The 22679-nt window shown below is 57.3% G+C and carries 17 protein-coding genes and 1 tRNA gene; 3 read left to right on the top strand and 15 right to left on the bottom strand.

What is annotated here, in order from left to right; genetic code table 11:
• Window positions 1-283 precede the first annotated feature (283 nt).
• Together ACR3ES_RS18650 and ACR3ES_RS18645 are read left to right on the top strand one after the other, a co-directional pair.
• Window positions 284-2056, top strand: a complete 1773-nt coding sequence (locus tag ACR3ES_RS18650; protein WP_170434660.1) for a carbamoyltransferase C-terminal domain-containing protein — start codon at window positions 284-286, stop codon at window positions 2054-2056.
• 4 nt (window positions 2057-2060) lie between these two features.
• The gene (locus ACR3ES_RS18645; RefSeq protein WP_170434662.1) at window positions 2061-2918 is read left to right on the top strand and encodes a polysaccharide deacetylase family protein; all 858 of its coding nucleotides are present in this window, start codon (window positions 2061-2063) and stop codon (window positions 2916-2918) included.
• Between the two features lie 50 nt (window positions 2919-2968).
• Here ACR3ES_RS18645 and ACR3ES_RS18640 read toward each other — a convergent pair whose 3' ends face one another.
• The 12 genes from ACR3ES_RS18640 to ACR3ES_RS18585 form a co-directional block, all read right to left on the bottom strand.
• Entirely contained in the window at window positions 2969-4075 is a 1107-nt protein-coding gene (locus tag ACR3ES_RS18640) for a transporter substrate-binding domain-containing protein (protein WP_170434664.1), read from the bottom strand.
• A 44-nt stretch (window positions 4076-4119) separates the two neighbouring features.
• Window positions 4120-5382 carry a transporter substrate-binding domain-containing protein gene (locus ACR3ES_RS18635; protein WP_170434666.1) on the bottom strand — a complete coding sequence of 421 codons (1263 nt, stop codon included), beginning with the start codon at window positions 5380-5382 and terminating at the stop codon, window positions 4120-4122.
• A 23-nt stretch (window positions 5383-5405) separates the two neighbouring features.
• Window positions 5406-6191, bottom strand: coding sequence for a protein phosphatase 2C domain-containing protein (locus ACR3ES_RS18630; RefSeq protein ID WP_170434668.1), 786 nt, complete (start codon window positions 6189-6191; stop codon window positions 5406-5408).
• A gap of 3 nt (window positions 6192-6194) precedes the next feature.
• Window positions 6195-7220 carry an FHA domain-containing protein gene (locus ACR3ES_RS18625; RefSeq protein ID WP_170434670.1) on the bottom strand — a complete coding sequence of 342 codons (1026 nt, stop codon included), beginning with the start codon at window positions 7218-7220 and terminating at the stop codon, window positions 6195-6197.
• Between the two features lie 209 nt (window positions 7221-7429).
• Window positions 7430-9565: a serine/threonine protein kinase gene (locus tag ACR3ES_RS18620; protein ID WP_170434672.1), complete on the bottom strand. Its 2136-nt coding sequence runs from the start codon at window positions 9563-9565 to the stop codon at window positions 7430-7432.
• A gap of 339 nt (window positions 9566-9904) precedes the next feature.
• Entirely contained in the window at window positions 9905-11191 is a 1287-nt protein-coding gene (locus ACR3ES_RS18615; protein WP_170434674.1) for a dynamin family protein, read from the bottom strand.
• Window positions 11188-13230, bottom strand: coding sequence for a dynamin family protein (locus ACR3ES_RS18610; RefSeq protein ID WP_480424163.1), 2043 nt, complete (start codon window positions 13228-13230; stop codon window positions 11188-11190). The genes ACR3ES_RS18615 and ACR3ES_RS18610 overlap by 4 nt, the downstream gene beginning before the upstream one ends.
• A 68-nt stretch (window positions 13231-13298) precedes the next feature.
• Window positions 13299-14156 carry a hypothetical protein gene (locus ACR3ES_RS18605; RefSeq protein WP_170434678.1) on the bottom strand — a complete coding sequence of 286 codons (858 nt, stop codon included), beginning with the start codon at window positions 14154-14156 and terminating at the stop codon, window positions 13299-13301.
• 23 nt (window positions 14157-14179) lie between these two features.
• Window positions 14180-14581 carry a hypothetical protein gene (locus ACR3ES_RS18600; protein WP_170434681.1) on the bottom strand — a complete coding sequence of 134 codons (402 nt, stop codon included), beginning with the start codon at window positions 14579-14581 and terminating at the stop codon, window positions 14180-14182.
• Window positions 14582-14632: 51 nt separating this feature from the next.
• Entirely contained in the window at window positions 14633-16360 is a 1728-nt protein-coding gene (locus tag ACR3ES_RS18595) for a dynamin family protein (RefSeq protein WP_170434684.1), read from the bottom strand.
• Window positions 16361-16368: 8 nt separating this feature from the next.
• Window positions 16369-18381, bottom strand: a complete 2013-nt coding sequence (locus ACR3ES_RS18590) for a dynamin family protein (RefSeq protein WP_170434686.1) — start codon at window positions 18379-18381, stop codon at window positions 16369-16371.
• Between the two features lie 3 nt (window positions 18382-18384).
• On the bottom strand, window positions 18385-18807 hold the full coding sequence (locus tag ACR3ES_RS18585) for a hypothetical protein (RefSeq protein WP_170434688.1): 423 nt from the start codon (window positions 18805-18807) through the stop codon (window positions 18385-18387).
• A gap of 791 nt (window positions 18808-19598) precedes the next feature.
• On the opposite strand from ACR3ES_RS18585, the gene ACR3ES_RS18580 reads away from it, so the two are divergent.
• A tRNA-Leu gene (locus ACR3ES_RS18580) sits at window positions 19599-19683 on the top strand.
• Between the two features lie 1398 nt (window positions 19684-21081).
• On the opposite strand, the gene ACR3ES_RS18575 is transcribed toward ACR3ES_RS18580, so the two are convergent.
• From ACR3ES_RS18575 to ACR3ES_RS18565, 3 genes are read right to left on the bottom strand one after another with little or no spacing between them, the layout of a single operon-like run.
• A complete protein-coding gene (locus tag ACR3ES_RS18575) occupies window positions 21082-21297 on the bottom strand; it encodes a hypothetical protein (RefSeq protein WP_170434690.1) in 216 nt (71 codons plus the stop codon).
• Window positions 21294-21812: a DUF7868 domain-containing protein gene (locus tag ACR3ES_RS18570; protein WP_170434691.1), complete on the bottom strand. Its 519-nt coding sequence runs from the start codon at window positions 21810-21812 to the stop codon at window positions 21294-21296. Before ACR3ES_RS18570 ends, ACR3ES_RS18575 begins: the two co-directional genes overlap by 4 nt.
• A 10-nt stretch (window positions 21813-21822) precedes the next feature.
• Window positions 21823-22620: a tyrosinase family protein gene (locus ACR3ES_RS18565; RefSeq protein WP_480425512.1), complete on the bottom strand. Its 798-nt coding sequence runs from the start codon at window positions 22618-22620 to the stop codon at window positions 21823-21825.
• Window positions 22621-22679: the final 59 nt, after the last annotated feature.

The following is a 22679-nucleotide window of genomic DNA, read 5'->3' as shown; positions in this document are numbered from 1 at the left end:
GTTGCGACACTTGAACGCCGATCCGGACGGGCAAATTTGTGAACGGATATGAGAATTCGGTGATATTGTTCGCGAAACATAACCATTCAAATCGTGATGAAAGACCATCGGATCAGACCAAAAACCGGTCAATAACGTTGATTTCGCTGCCTCTGTGATCGGCCCCAATCGCAACAGGCGATTTTTAGCGTGCCTGTGTGACCAACTACCTTGCGTGTCCAAGCAACTGAACGTTACTGTGTGCGCGTTGTAGGCATGTATTTGGCCAAGGATGTTTTGAGTTATGTCAGTGATTTTGGGTTTGGCAACGATGAACAACAGCGCTGCGGCGCTGTTTGTCGATGGAAAGCTGGTTGCCGCGGTGGAAGAAGAGCGTCTGACGCGGGTCAAGAATGACGGCGCCTTTCCGCATCACGCGATCGCCGAAGTTCTGCGAATCGGCGGGTTGAAGTTCTCGGATATCGATGATGTTGCAGTCTACTGGCAGCCTTGGCGCATGGCCGGGCGCGGTGTGGGCACGGTTCGCAAGATTCTGCAAAGCCCGTCGGCGGCGAAAAGCGTGACCAACCGGATCGGCGCGTTGTTTTCTTCTGACAGCGGAAGTGAAGGCCCGCAAGACAGCGGATGGATGGACCTGTTCCGGATTCGCAAGATCCTGACGGCAGAACATGGCCCGTCCGAGTTCAAGCTGCATTACATCAATCACCATTTGACCCACCAGCTGTATGCCGAAGCAATGCGCGACTGGGACAGCTTTGTCTCATTGTCCTATGACGGCGGTGGTGAAGAAAGTTCGACCATTGTCACAACCATGCGCAATGGTAAGCGCGAGGCCATTGCAGACCACCGTTGGCCCAACTCTCTGGGCCATTTCTATTCCGCCTTCACCGGTTTTCTCGGATTCAAGATGCTGGAAGGCGAATACAAGATGATGGGTCTGGCGCCCTATGGCAAACCCATCTACCGCGATGCGATCCTAAAGGAAATTCTGCATCTCGAAGAAAATGGCGGGTATCGCCTGAACACCACCCTGTGCGACTATCACTCGGCATTGCGGGGTGTGTTCCACCCGCGTCTTGAAGAACTGTTTGGTGAGGCACGAGCGCCCGGAACGGTGCCCAACGAACGGCATATCGATCTGGCCGCCTCGGTTCAGGCAGCGTTCGAGGATGCGCTGCATCACATCTTGGGGCCGGTCCGCAAAGCGAACCCTGATCTGCGCAAATTGGTGATTTCGGGTGGCTGCGCCTTGAACGTTACGGCCAACGGAACGCTAATCTCGGACGGCACGTTTGATGAGATCATCATCCCGCCAGCACCGCATGATGCCGGATGCGCCGTCGGTGCGGCGCTGGCGTGTATCCCCCACGACCAGGTTGATCTGCCATCAGTGCGCAACCCTTATCTGGGGGCGGAATGGGACACAGCCTCGATCACGATGGCGCTGAACGAGTATTGTGCGCAACCACAAACGGCACTGGCCGAGGCGGAGCTGATCGAACAGGTGTCCGACCTTTTGGCCGATGGCAAGATCATCGCATGGTTCCAGGGTCGTGCAGAGTTTGGCCCGCGTGCACTGGGAACCCGGTCCTTCCTCGCGGACCCGCGGCAGGACAGCATTCGCGACGACATCAACGCCAAGATCAAGAAGCGCGAGCATTTCAGGCCTTTCGCACCCAGCGTCGTGGAAGAGGCCGCGTCGGACTTCTTCGAGATTGATCAGTCCAGCCCCTACATGAACATTGTTGCGCGGGTGCGGGACGAACGCGCCGCCGATATCCCGGCCATCACCCATACGGACCAGACGGCCCGGGTGCATTCTGTGGCGCAATCGGCCAATCCGCTGTATCATGCGTTGTTGACCAAATTCGGCGAAAAGACCGGAGTTCCAGTTCTGTTGAACACATCGTTCAACATTCAGGAACCAATCGTCTATTCGCCGCTGAACGCATGCTCGACGTTTGCCGCCTCAGGCGTGGATGCCTTGGTCATCGGCCACTATGTGGTGCTGCGTGAAGCCCTGAAAGAGGAAAGCCCGAGCAAAGCCGTGGCATAGCCCCGTGTTCCTGAGCATTGATTTCGAGGATTTTTCCCATGATCTCAAACGCGCGCTCGGTGTCTGGGATACCGGACCTTTGCGTGTGGATGCCCTGTGGCGCAGCTATGAAACGATTGCTGCGTTTCTGAAAGAGCAAGGTGGTCCCAACGGCGCTACTGCCACGTTTTTCTGCACGGGTATCGTGGCGGAAAACGCACCAGACCTGATCGCGCATATCGCGAAGCAGGGGCACGAGATTGCCTGCCACTACCATTTCCACGACAACATGGACCAGCAATCGGCCCAGACGATTGACCAGATGCTGGGCCATGCAAAAGAGAAGCTTCAGGGGGCCGCGAACACTTCTGTTCGGGGTTTTCGGGCCCCAAAGTTTCGCCTGAACCGGAACACACCCGAACAGTACCATCTGATCGAGCAGCATTTTGATTATGACAGTTCGACTTTCTTTGGAACGACCGACGAATGCAACGCGTTCGCGCGAACCATGTCGCTGTCCAGTCTGCGATTGGTCCCTCTTGTTTCGGGGCACTATAAGGGGCGAGGGCCACAAATTCGGCTGGGCGGCACGTATCTGAAACTGGCACCGGATACCGTGACCCGCGACTTGATCGACCAGGCCAGCCGTGCCGGGCTATCGCCACATATCTACCTGCATCCCTATGAGGTTGTGGCGCCGGCAGAATTCAGAGTTCCGCGAGAGGAACTCGCCAAACTCGGCGTAGCCAGGGCCACATATTGGGCCGGGCGGCAAAACCAATGGCTAATGTTTGGTGGTGCGCGGCTGTTGCAAAAATTATCCCGGCTCATCCCGCCGCAAGGTCTGTCCGGTCGATTGGACCAGCTTTTGGTCCACCAATAAAAAAGGGCCGGTCACAGGACCGGCCCCAGTCTTCCAGCTGAACCGAGGGATCAGTTCGAAGCTGTATTCAACTTTTCATTCTGCTCGCGCAGCGTGTCGGAAATGATCGCGTACCATTCGCCGGATTCGCGCATTTCGTTCAGGCCCTTGTTCATCATTGCGATGTACTCACGTGCGAACGGGTTCGTGCGATGCGCAAGGAAGCTCATCGACGACAAGGTCGACACATAGGGGTTTTCGACGATGTCGCTCGAGGTCAGCCCCATATCTTTCATGGTTGACGCAAAAAGATCGACTTCGAACGCGGCAACATCTGCTGTCCCGGTCAGAACCGCATCAAGGCACTCGCGGGCCGAGGCCGGCTGGACCACGTTTGTGTTTTCGCGGTTCAGACCCACTTCTTCCAGAACAACCATGCTCCAACCGGCCATGCGGCAAATGGTTGATCCTTCAAGGTCTTGAAAGGTTGTTGCCTGCGTGTACTGGCTTTCGGGCAGGGTGAAAAAGCCGCCAACGATATCGTAAACCGGAACGGATGCGACAAACTGAGTGCATCTTGCTTCGGTTTCCGCAGACCATTCATACGTGCGGTTTGTGCAATCAGGAATGGTCCATGCGATTGAGATGTCAAACGCACCCAGTGGCAACAGGGTGTCAAGGTGTGAACTCCAATCGTCCACAAAGCTCACGGAGTAATCGCGGCTGTTGCCAGCACGTTGAAGGCTGGTTGTCGCCAGACGGGTCATGATGCCACCACCGCTCAGCGCCTCGCTGGTGAAGGGCTCCCAGCCGTTCCCCGCCACCATCTTGATCGGCGGCGCATACACATTCGAGCGCTGGATGCTCGCCGCGCGCTGTTCTTCAGCCGCGATGACTTCCTGTGCGGACTGACCGTTGGGCAGGCTGCCATCTTCACACGGCAGGGCCAGCACCAGACCCGGATCAAGTGAGTTCGGATTGGTAATTATGTTGCGGTTCGCGTTAAAGATCGGCTGATAGTTCGATGTGCCGTAGGCCGCGATTGCGATTGTTGCCATCGTGTCGCCGTCCTGAACCGTGTAGTTTGTACACGCTTCCTGAGCGGCGGCGGCACCGGCGCTGAGTGCGGTGACGGCGGTGGCCGACATCACAACTTTCTTTGGGTTGAAATTAAACATGTCCACTTCCTCCAGACTATAGGTTTGTCAGGCTTTTCGGAGCCTTATCCATTTTCCATTTGGTGACGCAGCGCGGTTGACACGATGTCGCGCCACTCACCGGATTGCTGCATGATTGCCAGACCCTGATTCAGCGTCTCAAGGATCGCTTCCCCATCAGGATTATCTTTATGGGTCATGACGTTTAGCGACTTGATTGCCGCCAGGTTGGGGTTTTCGATAATGCGGTGTTCATACCCGAGCCGGCTGATGGCCTCGACCGCCAGATGGGCTTCGATGGCCACGATATCGGCCGTGCCGGTCATGACGGCATGGAAGCAGTCATCCGGCGATACCGGGCGCAGCAGATTGATTGCAGGTTCGTAAAGACCCACCGCATCCATGTGCGACAGAGTCCAACCTTCGGGGCGACAAATTGTGGTACCAGCGAAATCCGCATAGGTCAGCGTTGCCTCGTAGCCCGAACCCTCGCGGGCAAAGAATGTATCCACGACCTCATAGAACGGGTTCGAGAAATTGTAGGTCTCACAGCGTGTGCGGTCACTTTCAGACAGCGCGGCGGCCTCTTCGCAATTCGGGCGCGACCAGGGGAAGGTTCCGTCAAAGGCAAGCGTCGGCATCAACAGGTCCAGATGCGAGGACCAGTCATTCACGAACTGAATCTTGTAGCCTTGCTCGGGCGCTGCGCGGAACAAAGCGGTTTCCACCAGTTGCGTGTACAGCCCGCGATGCGGCAGCGCCTCATCCGTAAAGGGCGCGTAGTTGCCGCCGGTGATCAGCAGCAACTGACGATCCCGGATTTCCGGGCTTTCGCCGGAACCGGCCTCACGGATCAGCGCCGCACCCTGAGCCCGGGCCGCTTCAATCTCGTCCTTGGCGGCCGCTCTGGCGGCAGTTACCGCGTCCTCACTGGATTTCTTCGCCTCAGCTTCTGCTGCGGCCACACGGGCCTCGGCATCGGCAATCGCTTTTTCGGCACGCTCTTCGGCGGCCTTGACCAATTCCGCCGCCATTTCGGCGGCCAGACGCTCGGCTTCGGTATCGGCCAGCACCGGGGTACGTCCGATATCCTCCAGACACGGCAAGTTCAGCACATCACCGACACGGATAATGTTCGGGTTCGATCCGATGACATCGCGGTTTGCGTCGAAGATAATTCGAAAGTCCTCGGTCGAATAGACCTCAATAGTCAGTTCCCGTAAGCTGTCGCCCCGCTGAATCTCGTAGGTCGAACATGCCTCTTGCGCCGACGCCGCACCTGTTGCGGCAGCGAGTGCAAGGCTGGATATGATTAGATGCTTTCTCATGGTCCCTGTTACTTTGCCTTCAGTTAGGGTCTCGCCAGTTTCACAACCGCGATTGACAGATTGTCTTGATCCGGATCGTTCTTTGAATGAACGGCCTGCAACAACGCCTCTGCGATGTCCTGCGCAAGGTCCTGCGCGTGATTGCGCAAGACGGTCTGAATCTCCGCGTTGCTGAGGTATTGCAGCCCGTCGCTGCCAAGGATCAGAACGTCCGCAGCAGACAGCGTCAAAGGCTCCTCTGGGCAATCCACCTTGGGGATCGCAGCGCCCATGACGACGGATGTCAGCTGATTGCGATCAGGATGGGATTGCGCTTCGGTTTCAGAAAGCACGCCCTGGCTGACCTGTGCATCAATCACCGGTGCCATTGAATGATCTTCGTTCACCTGTGTCAGCTCGCCATCCCGAAACAGGTAGAGCGGGCTGTCCCCGATCGAAATCCAGAACACACGCTGATCCAGCAACAAAACACCCAGCAGGGTGGATCCCATGTTGAACCCGTCGCCTTGCTCATCGTTGTGATTGGCGATGGCGGCGTTGGCCTGCATGGCCGCCAGAGGCAATGCGTCAATCAAGGCGGCTTCGATCGGTTCTTCGGCCTCAAGTTCGGCATCCAGCGCACTGCGCCATGCCGAGATTACCATCTCGGACGCGACCTCACCGGCTGTATGACCACCCATTCCGTCGGCAATCACCACATAGCCCGCATCCGCCGCGTCAAACATGCGCGAGGCAACCGCATCTTCCTGCGTGTCGCGTTGTCCCTGATCCAGAATCAGCGCAATATCATATGCCGGTGTCGCCAGCATCTATCAGGAATCCCGCCAGTCAAAGCCATCATCGCAGAAGGCGGTAAATCGGATTGATGTTTCGCTGATCCGGATCAGATCGCCACTGGACAGGGCAATTGTGCTGAGAACGGGTTTGCCGTTCAGGCGCACCAGATTGGCCTTGCCGCCATGCCCAAGGTAACACTTGCGATCCTCGGGGTCGTACGCGATCACGGCATGGTTGCTGCGCGAGATTCCGGTATCGCCGAAATCCAGTTGAATAGCCTGATCATCCTTTCGGCCAATCTGCATCAGGCCTTCGGTCAGCGTGACACTCGCACCGCGCCCCGGACCGCCGGTGACAACCAGCCATCCAACCGGAAAGGTTTCTTGCGCTGTTTCCGATTTGGCAACCGGTTCCGCGGTTTCGAGTACGTCCTGAACATGGGTGTCTGCGCGATCAAACCCGAGGAACGTGGTTTTGACACGCGAGCGGCGGTCAACGGACGGGCCGGACTCGGGCTGCGGGTCTGCGGAAGCATGCGCTTCGGGGTCCGGCTGGATCGCATCTGTGTTTGCCACGACGGCAATACCGTCGCTGACGGGTGTTTCTACATCCTCTGCCGGCGCCGCTTCCGGTTCGGCAGGGGCCTCGTTCGCGGTCCCAGTGGCAAGGTCCTCGGACAGGTGCAAAGTGACAACCTGATCCGCATCCTCCTGCGCGACATCGGGCTCTGCATCAGAAATCTCAACGGTGGCCTCTTGGCTCACTTCCGTGTCCTCTTCTGAGACCGTCTCATCCGCGACATCCGCCGGTGTAGGGTCCTGATCGGGCACGTCATCACCATCGGTGAAATCGGGCATCTTGTCTTCGGGGATCAACTCATCCGTTTCTTCATAGGCCTCGGATGTCGTGTTGCCGCCAGCCAACGCCTCGCGGAGCGCATTGAAATCTGCAATCGGCTCAGGCGCCTTCCGGTCCGGGGCCGCGCTGTCTGTGACGTCGTCTTCTTTGGCTTTGCCGGCACCTTCTAGAAGCCGGCTGAGAGGGCTTTTGTATTTGAACATGGTGTCGACACCTTTGAATACTCGGCACACAAACTGCATGCCATTGGGCTGCTACTCACCTCTGCGCTCAGCAGCACAGCGGTACTTAAGATTTTGAAAAACCAAGTAAACTTTTACCTTCTGCGACGGGCCGGACCCCGTCAGGGTGGCAGAAACAGGGGCCACCCTCAGCAAACACACACTGGCAGATCACAGATGAACCGGTCAGATCACTCCTGTGCTAGCTGCATAACGACAGCTGTCTCGGCCCCGTTGCGCGACACGGTCAGACGTGCCTGAGGCTTGTTTTCGGTAACCAGAGCGTTCAGCATCGCGTCCAGACTTTCCGGATCGCTCAGTTCAGTGCCCGTCTGGGTTTCCCGCAACAGGATGTCACCTTGCCGCAGGCCGCCTGCATTCTCTGTCGGAACACCGGACACAGTGGTCTGCCACCCTGCGTCACCCGCATGACGGATTGTAAATGCGTACCCGTTTTCCAGCCCCACCATCCGGATCGCGGGCAACGCCAACAGCCCGTTTTGTGCCCGCGTCTGGCCGAGCGGGCGGTACCGCGCCGCAACCCGGGTGAACCCGTCCGGGTCAACCTTGAGGTTGTCCAGCACCTGCGCCGCGAAAGAGGCGTCAGACCGCACGGGGTTGCCATTCAGCGTAAAGATTGCAGCGCCGCGTGTGACCCATTCGCCGATCACCGACATGTCGGTTTGCGGATCGACACCAGTCACTGCAATCACATTGCCGGTCGATGCGCGGCGTCGTGACGTTGTGAAGGGAATTTCAACGTCCCAATGGGCAAATGCGACCTGTGATTCAGCCAGATCAACAGAACCCGCCGGTGCGACAGGGCTTTCCAGCTCGACCGTCACCTCGGTGTTCTGAGGGTTGGCCTCCGCTGCGGGTGCCGGTTCTGCGGAGGCCGCTTCTGTGGCGGCCACCTCCGCAGGTTCGGCTTGCGCCTGCTCGACAGGCTGCTCTGAAACGGGTTCTGGGGTGTCAGACGGGACAAGATCCTGCGCGGCGGTTGCTTCTGCAACAACAGATGCAGGTTCTGCGGTTTCGGTCGCAACTGCGACATCGGGTTCAGACGTCTTGCCTGGCAGCAAGAAGTATCCAGCCGCTGCAAGCGCGGCAATGACGACTGCAATCCCAAGGATCGCTTTGCTGCTTCCGCCGGAGCCGCTTTGAACGACCGTATCCACCGCAACGGGGGGATCTTCTTTCGAGGCGATCTTTGCGATCTCCTCATCGTTCTTTGCGTCCCCGCCAAGGGCAATGTCGGGATTACCAGCCAACAAGGCGGTCACAACCGCCTCGGCGTTTTCGCTTTCGGCCTTGATACGGGCCTTCTCGGCCTCTTTGTCCTCGCGGTCCATTCCAACGATCACCGACACAGGGCGATAGGCGAACGTGTCGAACATGACACCGGGACCACGGAACATGCGCAACCAATCGAGCGCGGATTGAAGACGATCCGTTGCGTGGACCTCCATCGCTTTGTCGATCGCTTCCAGGAACCCCTCAGGGTATCCGTCGAACCGCCCGGCCAGAGGTGTGTAGGGATCGTCCTGACCGTTGTTGAACGCGTTCAGACGGCTCTGACCATCAATCGGACGCTCGCCGCTGATGGCATGATACAGTGTGGCCGCCAATACGTAGAGGTCGCTGCTGGGATCCTGTTCGGACCCGCGAACGTAAAACTCATGCGGCGAATACCCGTCCTTGATCACCCGAAGTGTCAGCAGGGCCGCTGTCTTGTTTGCGGCCTGTTCCCGGGCCGCACCAAAGTCGATCAGAACCGGGTCGCCGTTTTCATCGATAAGGATGTTGTCGGGGGAAATATCCCGGTGCAGCATGCCGCTTTGGTGAATGAAAGACACCGCCGACAGCATCTTTTCCGTGACCTGGACAATGAAATCCGGGCCGCTGTCGGTTTCGGGGTCTTGGACGTAATCCAGCAGGTCGCACCCGCGGATCAGATCCATCGCGATGTAGGCGGTGTTGTTGTCTTCGAAAACCTGGTGCACATCCACGATATTGGGGTGCACGAGACGCGCGTGATTACGGGCTTCCTGAATGAACAGGTCGATAATGGCGCGCAGGTCTTCCTTGTACGCCGGGTCGGACGGTTCGACCAGATCGCCATTACGGCGGCACAGGGCGCCCGGATAGCATTCTTTGATGACGACATCGCGTTCAAGGCTATCACGCGCAAGATAGGTGATTCCGAACCCACCATTGCTGAGAAAGCGGAGAATTTCATACTGCCCGCGCAGCAACTTTGCGCCGGGTTGCAGACCTTCGATTTTTGGTTCGTCGTGCGATGCACCGACAGCCTGGTTGTGGCTCATTTCTTTCCGCCCGTTCTACTCATTTTGCGGTAATTTTAACTGGGCAAACAACCCGCGAACTCACAACCAAACACAACCGCAGGACACTTGAGAACGGTTAGACGTTTCAAATTTGACTTTATTTGGGCCGCCTGATGGCTTCACTAAGGATCGTTTTGGCGGGATGTCCATATATAGTTCTAGAGTTCCTTATAGCTCAATATATAGATATTGTGGCTATGAAAATTGAAAACTGAGGCCCTGTTTTCGGGCACTTGGTGCACGAATTCGAAACAATGCCGCAGCGATTCTGACCGGTTTCGAATCGCCGCAGTGCAGCTCAATTTTAGCGGGAAAGTGTCACGTTCCGGTTTTTGACGGTACGTCTGCCACGGTACTGCCGGCCCAAGCCAGATTGTCGCTCAGTTGTGCCAATATGCTGATCGCATCCTTCAGAGGGGCTTCACCGCTTTCAAACTGAAGCAGCAGCAGAAGGTCCGTGGCCTTTTCGAATTCGCCGGGAATCCAGTCAGCTTCGGGGTCGATTTCCCCGCCCTGTTCCAAACGTTCGGCAAAATCCTCGACAATCTCCTGACAGCTCTGCAGGAACGCCGCGGGTTCGATATTCGCCGACTCGCGCAAGTCGTCATAGATGCTGGCAATCGCAGCCAGCCAGTCTTCGAGAATCGGATTGGTCAGCGGTGGAAGCGCGGATCCAAGGGCCGCCTGTATAGACGTGTTATCTGCCGGGGCCGGGGTTGGCTCGGGGCCCACCAGGTTTTCCAGATATGGCAGGAATTCCTGCTCAAGGTCTTTGCGGGCCGCTTCCAAATCGCTCTGGCGCCGGTTCGACGCGGCCTCAAGGACATGCTCGGCCAGATTCTGGCCGCCGCAGGATTCCCACAGACCGAAATCCGGCTCGGGCTCTTGCGCCATCGCTCGTACCGCAACCGGCGTTCCGATTGGAACCACGGCCCGGAACATCCCGTCCTTTTCCTTGTTCAAACGATTCAGGACGCGGTCCAGCGCGTCCCGCACCGGGGGCAGGTCGGCATGGGTGACCGCAAGCAGGCTGTTGGCGCGCAGTTCCGGCGGCACCTTGGACCACAAATGACGCTCGGTCTCGCGCCAGGCATTGGTCCCGTTGGTGCACCAGATGGCGCAATCGACAAACTCCAACAAATCCAGCGTTGGTTTGTAACTCTCGTCCAGCGCGCCCGATCCCGGCAGGTCAAACAGCGAGATTTCTTTAAGGGCCGGTGTATTCAACCCAACCGAGATGAAATCCGGATTGTCTGCGGCGGCCTTTTCCAGCGCGATACCGGAATAGGTTTTGGGTTCCTTGCCCCACCACCCAACCGTCGTCTCCGGCGCGTCGGCATAGGCAACAATGACCAGCGGCAGTTTCAGATGCTGCGGACCGGTTGGCAGGATGTCCGCACCCGCCAGCATATTTGCAAGGCTGGACTTGCCGGCACCAAACTCACCTGCGAACCCGATATTGACCGCATTGGACAGACGCTCTGCATGAGCAAGCGCCCGCGCCCGCATATCGTCAAGTGCTGGCTCGGACGGCAACGCCTCGGTGGCCGTCAAAAAGCGCTCAAGCTGGCGCACGTCCTTTTCGGTTCCGGGAAATTCGATCATTCCGCAGCCTCAGCCAGCCTTTCATCCGCAGGGGTTGTTCCAAAAACTGTTTCCAACTCATCCGCGATGCGGCGCGCCCGGTCGAACGCAGTCTGGGCTTGCGCCTGGGCATTTGATTCTCCGGCCCCGGCCCGGCTTTCAAGATGCCCAGCCAACAACGCCAGATAGTGATCCAGAACGATGTTCAGCCTTTCAAGGATGTCTTCACGTGCTGTGTCAATCAGATCGTCGCCAATCAATTCGAATTCCTGCACGATCATCTTTTCAGCCCGCGCGACGACGCTTTTTCGCGAAATCAGACGCGACAGCCAGTTCACCCGCAACTCGACGGTGATACCGCGAGTCAATGCCGTCGTGTCCGGCCGGAACCACCGCACTGCGCTTGTGTTCATGCGGTTGTCGCTGGGTTCTTGCCAGCCGGGCAGCGCGCGCAGGGCGGCGTTGCTTTGCATATCGATGGCGTAGAGCTCGCTCAGCATGCGCTGGCGCACAACTTGCGTCGCGCCCTGGACCAGTTCGCGCATGCGATCCCGTAAAGGGGTAAAGTTCAGCTCGGTCTCACCGCCTTTGGCCAACAGCGGCGACTGACCGTCCGACCCGCGCACGACGGCCGAAACGGCTTCGGCCACAGTATCGTCCATGACGCCGCGCAGGTTGGACAGAACGTCGTCCATATCCTGGGTGATGTCTTTTGTTTTGGCCGATATCAGCGTGCGCAACTCGCCCAGTGTTTTATAATTCTCATCGGCGCTGGTTCCGGTTGGATTTTCTTCGTCCTCCATCGCGCGCAGATGCGCCTGCGAGCGTTCCAGTTCACCCTGCGCAAAACTGTTGAGATGCTGCCATGCCATCCGCAGGTGTTCGGTACGTGGCCCGTCGGACAGCGCTTGGGTGACATGACGACGCAAGTCCGGCAACCCCGAAGCGATCATCGCGGCAAAGCGCAACACGGCCTCACGGCTGATTGGACCTGCACCCTGTTTGATTTCTTCGACACCGTCCAGATATTGCTGCATCTGTTCAGGATGCGCGCGCAGCCAGGCCAAGACGTGGTCATGGTTGACCCCCGTTTCGTCCCCGGTCAACGCATAGTGCGCCCATTGCGCGCTGCCCATCAGGACATCGACATCTGAGTTGCCAAGCGCCTGCTCCAAACCGTCCAAGACATCAGCGCGGACTTTTTGGGCGTCACCAGCGCCGCCGCCCAACTCGTCCACGCGGTTAATGAACACCACGATCTGGCCCAGCTCCAGGGCCTGCATCAATCGGAACAGTTTCAAGTCGGCCCGCGACAAAGCCTGATGTGCCGAGAGGACAACAACAAAGAAATCGGATTCCTTGAGATACTGCCGCGAGATTTCCTCGCGGATCAGCAGCGGGTCGTTGACGCCCGGCGTATCTGTGGCCGTCAGCGGAAATGGAAAGTGGCCCATGTCGAAATAGACTTCGGCCTTGCGGGTGATGTCGCTGTACAGCCCGCGATCACTGCCGGGATCAGGGCTGCCTTCGTCGGTCGGATCGTCCCCGGCACAGACATACCGTGCCAGATCATCGGTCGTCAGCTCTTCAAGATCATGATGCTGACCCAGCAGTTGTTCGTAGCTGTCCCCGAGACGCCGGCGCGCGCGGGTTTTCATCGCTTCGACCTGTTCCTCGATCATCTCGCGCTTGTAGCTGTCCTCGTCATCCGGGAACATGTTGCGCAGCTCTTCACCCTCGGCGATCAGGGACTGCCACTGATGATTGTCGAAGAAATGAAACTCGGCGCCTTCCGAGCGACCACTCGGATGCCCGAAATGCATATCAGTGATGACCGTGGTCCAGGGGTTCACATCGGATGGCAGGTATTCGGCCTGGCCTGTGAACCCGTTGATCAAACGAGACTTTCCCGCCTTTATTTGACCGACAAACGCGATCGACGGTTTCAGATTGGACAGGTCGCCAACAATGCGCGAGATAAACTGACGGGTTTCGTCATTGCTTGTCTCGTTCATGTCTTCCGCGATGCGGATTAACTCTCGGCGATGGGATTCACTCATAACAAACTACCTTGATAACAGGAAACAACACATTGAATTCGTCGAAAACTTGAAGGGTCGGGAGGCGATCATTCCACGCCCTCCAGCAAAGCCGTCCACAGACTGACAACCGCACCCAGTTTGCGGGTCTCGTGCGCCGCGATCGCAATCTGATGGCCGTCGTTTAAGACAGCCAGACCGGAGCCTTTTCCGCCCGACGGACGCATGACGATCAGTTGTGGATGGTCCAGCTTCGCCCCTGCATCACTGTCCCATCCGGCGAGATCGGCAGCAAAGCGGGTCAGCAATTCCTGATCCGGGTGCAATGCGCCGGAGGAGGCGCACGCGCCATCCACGCGCGGCGGTGTTTCAGGCGACCCGGACACCAAAACCCGTCCGGTGGCAAAGCGCCCTGCACCTTCAAAAAATGCGTCGGCCAAAGCGGTGCTATCATCTGATACTGCTTGCGGTGCCGGTTCTTCTGTGTCCGGCACAACGGCAACGATGGGATCCTCGGTCAGGACGATGCCTGCGCATGCCTTTTCAATTTCGCTGAGCGTAATGCCGACGTCATCAGCTTCGAGCAGCGTGTCCGGTTTCAGCGAGTTCAATTCCAACGGCGCAGGGGCATTGGCGATATCCGTCACCAACTGAGCCATTTTATCTGTGAGCGCCTCGCGGGATTCGGTCTCGAAATCCGGAACCGGGCCCGAGCGCACCCGAAAGACATCTGTGACACGTGAGCTGTTGACCTCTATCGCCAGACAATCTCCGTTTGCGGCAGTGAATTCCAGCCTGCGCGGCAAAACAGTTCCACGAATTGTGCGCAACACCGCATTCCTGCGCGCCAATGCTGTGTCGCCTGCAAGGTTCACGGCAGGCGACAGACGCGCGACCGACATCCGCCCGATGTCTTCGAGTGAGCCGAGTATGTCGTTGTCCATCATGCCGTGACCCCCTCTGGTCCCGTTCACACCGCAGCCGTTACCGGCCCCAGGCTAAGATGCGATTTCGTTAGCGCCAGCCCGACATTCACGCTGCTGCGACAGATGTAACAGACCACATGGTCGGGATAATCCGGGGTCCGCAGAAAGATGTTCAGCCGATCCCTGGAGAACACAGCGATTTCCCCAAACCCAGGATTGTCGGCCTGTTCTGTTCCGGACTGGCGCAACAAAGCCTCAAATGCGCCGACCCCACGTCCCTGAAACAAATTCGCGACCGCGATCGCAAAGGTTTCAAGGTCATCTGCGCTGGCGGGATCCGAAACGTTGGTGCCCAGCAACATCCCCGTTTCCATGTCAACATACCCGGCTGCAATACAGTCGGGTATGGTTTCCATCGCGGCAGTCAGTGAAGCTTGGATCGACATCTACATCCTTGTTTTCAATTCAAATGCGCCTCAATCCCTGGTCGGAATTTGCTACAATACATGCCATTCCGCCCCGCTGTTTTCACTGGCTTTTGGGATCGAACGCAAGGTCTCTCTTGTCTGCTTTGATTTTTGTTCAAGCGCGATCTGATCGAACTCGGCCAGAAAAGCCTCGAATACGTTCTTGAGACCTTCGGCATCCTCAGGCAGCTCTTCACCATTTGCGATTTCTGACCACATCGCTGACGCGCTCAGAAATTGTTCTGTCGGCACACCCAGCATCGGGCCCTGCACGTCGTCATCGTTGGTGTCAGATGCAACGCGCATTTCAACCAGCCCGTTGCTTTCCGGCTCCGGTTCATACTCGTTTGCTATATTGCCCGGCTGTTCGGCCATCAGAGCTGTGATCGAAGACACGGACAGTTCGATGCCCCTGTCCTGCGGCTGATCATCGGGTTCCGCTGTATCGGACTGGGTTTCCGACGACTCCGCCAGTGTATTGCTGAGAGAGGCGAGTACATCGTCAGACGCGTCCCCAGCCGTTGGGTCGTCGGCGTCCTCATCGACGAGAAGCTGACGTTCTAAATCCTCTTCCTCGTCTATCTCGGCTTCGTCCAATAAATCCAGATCGTCCTCTTCCGCCTTGGAGTCGATCCGAGGCATCAGATCCAGCGGATCGCTCGAGGTGTCTCGAAAGAACGCGCGCAACTCATCTTCTTCGGGATCCGGCGTATCCGTCGCCGCAGGCACCATCTCGGCCCGCATGCGTTCTGCATCCTCGGCATCGATCCGTGCCCGCTCGGAGTCATCAGCGCGCCGTTCGACCCGGGCAGGGCGTACCGGAAAGCTGGTCACGACGCCTGCGTCCTGCGCATCGGTCTCATCGTCTTCGGTCAGCGGGTTCACCAGTTTAAGCGGCGCTGTGTGGCGCACCATTTCTTCGACGGCATCGTCACCGCCTTTTCTTTCCGGGCGCCGCGGTTCTACGTTTTGTACATCCGACAAGCTTTTGTCGATCTGGTAGCGTGCCAGCTGATCGGCACGGTTGTCCATGATCTGCTCGGTGATCTCGAGGAAGCTGTCGATCATCTTGCCGCCGCCGCTGCGCGACCAAAGCTCGGCGTCACCGGTTTTGTCACGGGCCACAATGGCATCACGGGCGGAAAACAGGATCGAGCGGTTGAACAGATGTCCGGCTTCGCGATTGACCCGGCGCAGCACTTTCTGCCGGTCTTTTGATCCCAGCGCGTCCGCGCGGGTGACGAGCAACAGCGAATTGTGCTGCAAACGTTCAGGCAGCGACACCCATGTGGCCCGTTCCGTCTCGCGCCACGCCTGGGTCGAATGCGTGCACCAAAGCACGCCATTTGCCTGTCCCACGGCACGCTGCCATACATCGGTTGAAATCTTGGGATCGGAAATACCGGGCGTGTCAATCAGATCAACCGCCTCAAGGATATCCGCCTCAAGGTAAATGCGAATGAACTGCGCGTCGTTGACACCAACTGTCTCGAGTTGATCCAGTTCGATATCTTCGGTGCTGCCGTCGTGACGTTTGACGTAAGCAGACGGTGTACCCCAACTGAACCAGACTGGCGGCAGCTGCGTCGCCGTCACCTGTGTCGGCAGCGTATGCGTCCGCAACAGGAAGTTAATCAGCGTCGATTTTCCGGCACTGAACTCTCCCATAAGCGCAAAGACGGGTTTGCGACGGGACCACTGCTCGATGCGTTCCCATGCCCGAGGAGAGACGAAGCGGGTTTGTGAATCTTTTGCCATTTTTCTACTTATGCTGCTTCGTTGCTTAGGTCTTTGAGGATGTCACCCAGAATCTCATCGCGCGATTTTTGCGGCTGCAGTCCGGCCATCAAGGCGGCATTCTGCCCGGTATCCTTTTCTGCCGATGCCGAGATGTTCAGCAGCGTCTCCTTCTGTTCGCGCATGAAATCGGCCATAGTCGCCCGCACGTTTTCCAGAACTGCCGCGACCTGGTTTTCCTCGATGTCTTTGGTGATCGAGTTTGCCTCAGATGCGATCAGACGGGTGTAATCCGCCGCGTAGGCCTCGAACCCCTTGCGGCGCTGCCACCAACGGCGCCACCATGTGCTCTGCAAATCCAACGCGATAGTGCGCCCGATACCCAGCGGGGGTGGCACGCGTGGCACAATAGGCGCCTCGATGCTGAATTCGCCTAAATGATTGCCCAGCAACTTATGATACAGCGCTTCGACATCCGCCGCTGCGGCTGTGTACAAGGCGCCTGCCTCTTTGCGCATGGATCTAGCAAAGCTGAAATACGCAGCCTTTTGCAACGTGCGCAGCCCAGCCGGATCATATTGCCATGTGCCCTGCTCGCCGTTTTGTTCAAGGTGAGAGATCAGCGAGTCAGTCGCCCGTTTTACAAAATTAGCTTCGGCCGAATTCAGCCGCTCGAGAACTTTGTCACGCAGGGACGTCGTCAGCTCAGCCACTTTCTTTTCGTATTCGGCGGCCACGGTCGCAATCGCCTCTTCCGGTGACGCCCCGTCCAAATCACGCACCACGCCGTCGCCACTCTTTAGGGTCTTGGCCACTGCCGTTGCGCGAATTTGGCTGGCGATGTTGCGAGCGCGGTGACGCACACGATCTAACAGGCGCGCACCTGCACCCTCGGCAATCCGTTCGTTCATTGCCAACAACAGGTCGGGCAGGCCGGACAGGGCCCAGATCTTATCGAGCGAGGCCGCCTGATCGCCAAAACCGGCTGCAAGGTAAAAGGTATTCAACGCCTTGCGCGATTCATCTGTCAGGATGTCCGGATTGCCGGTCAATGCGGCCTCGGCCCACAACGCGCTGCCAAAGACCACGCTGGTGTTGGTGTCGATGTTGTTCTGCTTGAGGGTATCCTGAATGCGATCCCGTATTTCCGGGACTTGGTTCACCGGATCCAACAATTCGTCGATGCGATTCACGAACAGGATGATTTGACGGTTTTCGAACTGCGCGATGATCCGCATCATCGCCATGTCCATTGTTGTCAGCGCCTGACTGGCCGCCAGCACAACAATACACACCTCGGACCCACGCAGGCTGCGCAGAGTGATCTGTTCGCGCACCATGAACGTGTCGTTCACACCGGGAGTGTCGCACAGTTTCAGCGACACCGGATATTGCGGAATGTCCATGAACAACTCGGCCGATTTTGTCACATCGGCGAACCGTCCGGTTTTGGGACTGATGTCGGGATCGTCCTCGTCGCCCAGACAGACATAGCGCTGGATGAGTTCCTCGTCGAAATAGTCGTATTGGTGGCTCTGACCCAGAATCAGGTCGAAATGCTTGCCCAGCCGGTCCTCGGACTTGGCCTTCATTTCGGCGATCTGGCGACGGATATCATCCATCTCGTCATCGGCACCGGCGCGGTTGGCCAATTCGCCGAGACGCCCGCCGCCAACCATCAGATTGTCCCATTCTTCCTGTTCAAAAAATGTAAACTTGGACTTGGTGTCACCGGGGGTGCGAGTGTTGATGTTCAGCGTGGTGACCACAGAGGTCCACGGGTTCACATCCGATGGCAGCAGGCCAGGACGGCCCGCCAGAATATTCACGATCGAGGACTTTCCGGCTTTGACCTGGCCCACCATCGTCACACTGGCGGTGAAGTTTTCCATCCGCGTTTTCAGCGTGGACAAGCGGGCCGTGGATCGCGCATCGGCCACCTCTGTCAGTTGGTCGATCTGCGCCGTCAGCGACGTCATCGCCGTCGTCATCGGCGCCAGCGCTTCGTTGCCGACGGACAAAAGGTGGTCGTTGCGGGCCATGGATCAGCCTCCGGTTCCGGTTGCAGCAATCCGGGGCGCGTCTGCAACGCGTCCGGCCGGCATACTGGTCAGGGTGTCAATCCGGGCGATCAGATCCAAGGCATTCCCGAGGATTTCAGCCTCGGCCCTCGGCGTAATCGCTTCATATGCATGCGAATCCGCAAGAACTTCGATCGAGCTAAAGCGATCCCCGTTCTCTAGGCAGGCGACGCGGCGCCCGGTCGGAAAGCCGTCGGATTTGGTGGATGGCAACGGCATGCGGGCATTGGCCAGCAAATAGTGCTCGCCGGAATGCGTGCGCAGGGAAATACCAAAGCCAGTTTCGGGATAGTCGCGGTTCAGGGTTTTGAGTTCACCAAGAAAACTATCGCGAGCAAAGATGACTGCATCTTGCTCAGGGGCAGCGGAGTTGTTCAGATCGGTCACAGCAAAGAACCTTGTACTGGAGTTGAGCGGAAAACTCGTACGGGTGCCAAGGCGGCGGAAGACTCATTAACTCCTGAAGCCCAAAAGGGACCTTCAAGGCGGTGTTATTTTGACGCGAATAAGATTTTTTGGCGTTTGAAATGTGGCGTGAATGTGTTCGCGCGCCCTTCGGAATGCCTCAACCCTTGAGGGTATCGTGCGGCCTGAGCGTCACGAAATTCAAAACGACGCCACTTGATCAACGTGAGCAAGGCAGGATGGGATCTTGCTGTTTTGAGACAATCGAAACCCCCAGGGATCTCAATTTTCCTATAATTTTCTTATGGTTAAATAAGTATATGGATGAAAGTCGGATACACAGAAACTGCGGATATGGTGTATGGTGCCACGTCTCGGACCCCGATCCGCCAGTGTGACCGCGTAAAACCATTTGCCGATTGCTGCCGCCGTTACTCAACGTAAGCGCGCTTTGTGCAGTCAACCATCACTCACGATTGTATCTCTTTCGAGAACAATTGTGGCACGCCGCTTGCCTGGCTTGTCTAGGTCAAGACGCAGTTTGGTCAGGACGTCGTGATCTGGTCACTTAAAGTGTATTGGAGGAGAAACCCGCAGGCCTGTTCCCTAGGGCACGGGTCCCTTGGACGAAATCTCGGCAACCGGCTGGCGCTGTATCAAAACATGTCGCGGCTCAAGTCCCAACAAACTTGTTTTTCGCTCGATTTTACCTCTCGCACTCATCTGCAAGCTTTGTTATTGAGCGGTTCACTGCGGTGCGACAGCGCCGAGATGCGGGTGTGGCGAAATTGGTAGACGCACCAGATTTAGGTTCTGGCGCCGCAAGGCGTGGGGGTTCAAGTCCCTCCACCCGCACCATCTCGTTTTTCTGATCTATAATTCCCAATGACGCATTGAAAGGAAAGGTGAAAGTGGTAGTTCGATACACTCCTTCTGGGTTATACCGAAGGGGCTCCGCAAATCCTAATCTGAGAACTGTTTTCTTGACCGTGTAACTTCGGTTTTCGTATAAATAACAATGGCTTGAAGGTGAGTTCGATACAATCCTCCAGCCGTCTCTTGGGTGGCACGATCTTTTACTGCCGCTCCAACTCATTAATCTTCGAGTCATAGCCCTTCAAGGTCTCGAACAGCGGTTAAAGCTGCCAAAAGGAACTTAACGCCGTGTGCCTGATCGCTGCCGGTGACCAGAACCTGACCATTGCCAAGTTCCGTTCGGCGAAACCGGTGATTGATCTCCCGGATGTGTTGGTGTGGCGCTTCTGTGCGCGATCAAACCAGCTTTGCGGGTTTCACCACGCTCAGGGATTCCGGATAACTCGTTCCGACCTGCAGGTTTGGCAACGCGGCACAGAGCCAATGTCGCCTTCAATATCTTCCCTCAAAACACCCATCATACATATCCTTCGGTGGAGTGCGTAGGACGAAGTTCCAACATACTCCACCGAAGGAGATGCTAGGCAAGATCTGCCCAACAGTATTATGAACCGGATCGAGAAAGACCGATAGTATTCACCTCATCGGACGAGGCAATGTGGCAAGCGGCGAGAAGCCGGAGGACTTTTCTCGCAAACTAAAGACAGATCGGGTTTGGCGTCACGCCGTCAGACCCTGGTGCTAGAATACTCGCAGGTCGCAATAACTACGAATTCCCGGTCTTGAATTCGTGCTTTAACTGTGCTTGCCGTGCGGGAATGAGTTTCTCCAGTGCAGCCATAAGATGTGCCGATACTTGGTAAGGTTTGAGTTTGTTACCAACTGACATCCCCGGTTGGCGGAGACCAAGAAATTTTGGTTCTTGTTTAAATCTGACCGGACATCGCCTGCCATCACAGAAAGTATTGACCCAACCGTCTGGATATCGATTTGTTTTGGTTTTGGCACCACTGCTAGGTCAGGTACTGTTTCTTCCGAGCCTGGCGTTTTCTCAGAGTTCCAGTGCTGAACCCGTAACGATGGCCCTTGAGAACAATGGGTGCGAGCAAAATAAGTTTGGATGGTTGCAACCCGACTTTTCGGACGATCTACTGAGCCAAAAGGTTTAAACAACAGCTCATACAAATGTGGATGAATTTTCGAATAGTTCATTTGGCGGCAGAACACTAAACTTAAATTGCTTTAGCATGGCAAGTGACCCGCTGGAAGCAAAAGGCATTAAACGCCTGCCACGCCTGCCCACCGCTCGCACGCGATGGACAGACACCCGTTGGCCGGGCTGCGGGCGCGCGTGTGGATCTGGGCAGGTCCCGCCAGGGGCTACATCATCGCCAACACCATCACCATCCAGCTAGCCGCCAAATGCTCGGTTGGCAGCCAACACAGTGCATACAACACCGCCGCAACGCTGGGCAGGCCAGTGATCAAGGCCTCGGTGCACATGACCAGCAGCAACGCCAAAGGTCCGCGGCGGGCCAGGATTACACCCCAAGCTAGGGCCGCAAGGCCCCAGCGCACAGATATTACTGGTGTCATTCGCTTTGACGGTAAAGGCTGATATTGCCAATCTCAGACTTGGCTCCGCCGGGCACGTCGCCTGCGGACACCAGATCAACGCTTAACTCATCCGCACCCAAGGCGCCGCCCAGATGTAGCCGGTCGATAATGGCAGTGATCTCCATCACATAGGTGATGCCGTTGCCTGCGGGAAGGTCGTTGGGGTCGCTGGCCAGAGCGCCGCTAAATAGCGATATAGTACCTGCCAGATGCTCCCGCGCGTCTGTGGGATCGGTACATTCGGCCAGACCGACATAGACCTTAAATACCACCGCATCCGATTTCGATCGCACCTTTTCAAGTTTCAGAAATACCCGGTCCGGAGGGCTGGGTGCGGCCACTGCGCCTGATAAAGCTGCGGTAAGTCGCGTCATCGAAGGTGTATCCAGCGTAACGCTGCTGCGCTGGGTCGTTGTGCCAGCCAGCGTCACTCTGCCAGCCTTTGAACCGATCAACTCGGCCATCTTTTCATTAATGCCCAGGGCAATTGTCACAGCTCTTGCCTTAGGGGCCGCCGGGGTGTCGAGCCCTAGGCGCCCGGTCCAGCATAGTTCCCGTGGGCACATCTGGGCCGGGTGTCAGATCATCGTAATCGTACTGCAAATCCTCGAGGCCGATCATCTCGCCTGGCGTAAAGGCCCATTGCGTTCCATCTGGCCGGGGCATCGCAAAGGCGCGGTCCCCCTGTGCGGCGGGCCCATCGTTCCAGTTCGCTCTGTTTGGATTACCCCAGTCGTTTGGATTGATCTGAGGTTTGCCGGGAGGAAAGCTGTTCCAACTTTCCCACAAGCAGTCGATGTTGCAATGGTGCAGCCAAAAGATCGGGTCCAAGGCCGCCGTGCGCGGATCGTTCATCAAGCCCGGGATGGGAACTTCATGGTTCGGCGGCGGCAGCGGGAGGAAATCTGCCAGGCTTTGCGCACCGATGCGCACGTGCATGATGTTGTGGGGTTGCCATTCCGCCCCGCCGTTGTCGCCACCCAACCAGTTGAACGACGTTGGCCGCCCGCCAAACCCGGTACTTCCGCCATTGCTGGGGCCGGAAAATTCACGATCCGCCATGGGGTTCACGCTGATCTCGGTTCCGGGGTCATACGTCGGGTCCAAGGCCATCGGCCCCCAGCGTTGCTGCACAAACAACGGATTGTCATCCGCGCCATCTGGCCATGCAGAAGAGCGAAAAGCCGGAGGGATCTGACCACGCCCCGTCTCTAGATAGCTCCAATAGGGCAGGGCCCAGGTGTCGTGGGGGCCGCCCAACGTCTGGATCTCGTTTCGGATCATCCGTTCGAGCGCCAACAGATAGCCTCGATGCCACGGCAGAAAGAACCAGCCTTGATACTGACACCGGTTGATATAGG

The sequence above is a fragment of the Ruegeria sp. B1 genome, assembly GCF_056535885.1.
This window is presented reverse-complemented; position numbering and strand designations above follow the sequence as displayed.

Excerpts from the sequence above, each read along its gene's own strand:
- ACR3ES_RS18575 (WP_170434690.1), bottom strand. The coding sequence starts at position 21,297 with ATGACACCAGTAATATCTGTGCGCTGGGGCCTTGCGGCCCTAGCTTGG.
- ACR3ES_RS18610 (WP_480424163.1), bottom strand. The coding sequence starts at position 13,230 with ATGAGTGAATCCCATCGCCGAGAGTTAATCCGCATCGCGGAAGACATG.
- ACR3ES_RS18650 (WP_170434660.1), top strand. The coding sequence starts at position 284 with ATGTCAGTGATTTTGGGTTTGGCAACGATGAACAACAGCGCTGCGGCG.
- ACR3ES_RS18635 (WP_170434666.1), bottom strand. The coding sequence starts at position 5,382 with ATGAGAAAGCATCTAATCATATCCAGCCTTGCACTCGCTGCCGCAACA.
- ACR3ES_RS18615 (WP_170434674.1), bottom strand. The coding sequence starts at position 11,191 with ATGATCGAATTTCCCGGAACCGAAAAGGACGTGCGCCAGCTTGAGCGC.
- ACR3ES_RS18590 (WP_170434686.1), bottom strand. The coding sequence starts at position 18,381 with ATGGCCCGCAACGACCACCTTTTGTCCGTCGGCAACGAAGCGCTGGCG.
- ACR3ES_RS18630 (WP_170434668.1), bottom strand. The coding sequence starts at position 6,191 with ATGCTGGCGACACCGGCATATGATATTGCGCTGATTCTGGATCAGGGA.
- ACR3ES_RS18600 (WP_170434681.1), bottom strand. The coding sequence starts at position 14,581 with ATGTCGATCCAAGCTTCACTGACTGCCGCGATGGAAACCATACCCGAC.
- ACR3ES_RS18605 (WP_170434678.1), bottom strand. The coding sequence starts at position 14,156 with ATGATGGACAACGACATACTCGGCTCACTCGAAGACATCGGGCGGATG.
- ACR3ES_RS18640 (WP_170434664.1), bottom strand. The coding sequence starts at position 4,075 with ATGTTTAATTTCAACCCAAAGAAAGTTGTGATGTCGGCCACCGCCGTC.
- ACR3ES_RS18595 (WP_170434684.1), bottom strand. The coding sequence starts at position 16,360 with ATGGCAAAAGATTCACAAACCCGCTTCGTCTCTCCTCGGGCATGGGAA.
- ACR3ES_RS18625 (WP_170434670.1), bottom strand. The coding sequence starts at position 7,220 with ATGTTCAAATACAAAAGCCCTCTCAGCCGGCTTCTAGAAGGTGCCGGC.
- ACR3ES_RS18620 (WP_170434672.1), bottom strand. The coding sequence starts at position 9,565 with ATGAGCCACAACCAGGCTGTCGGTGCATCGCACGACGAACCAAAAATC.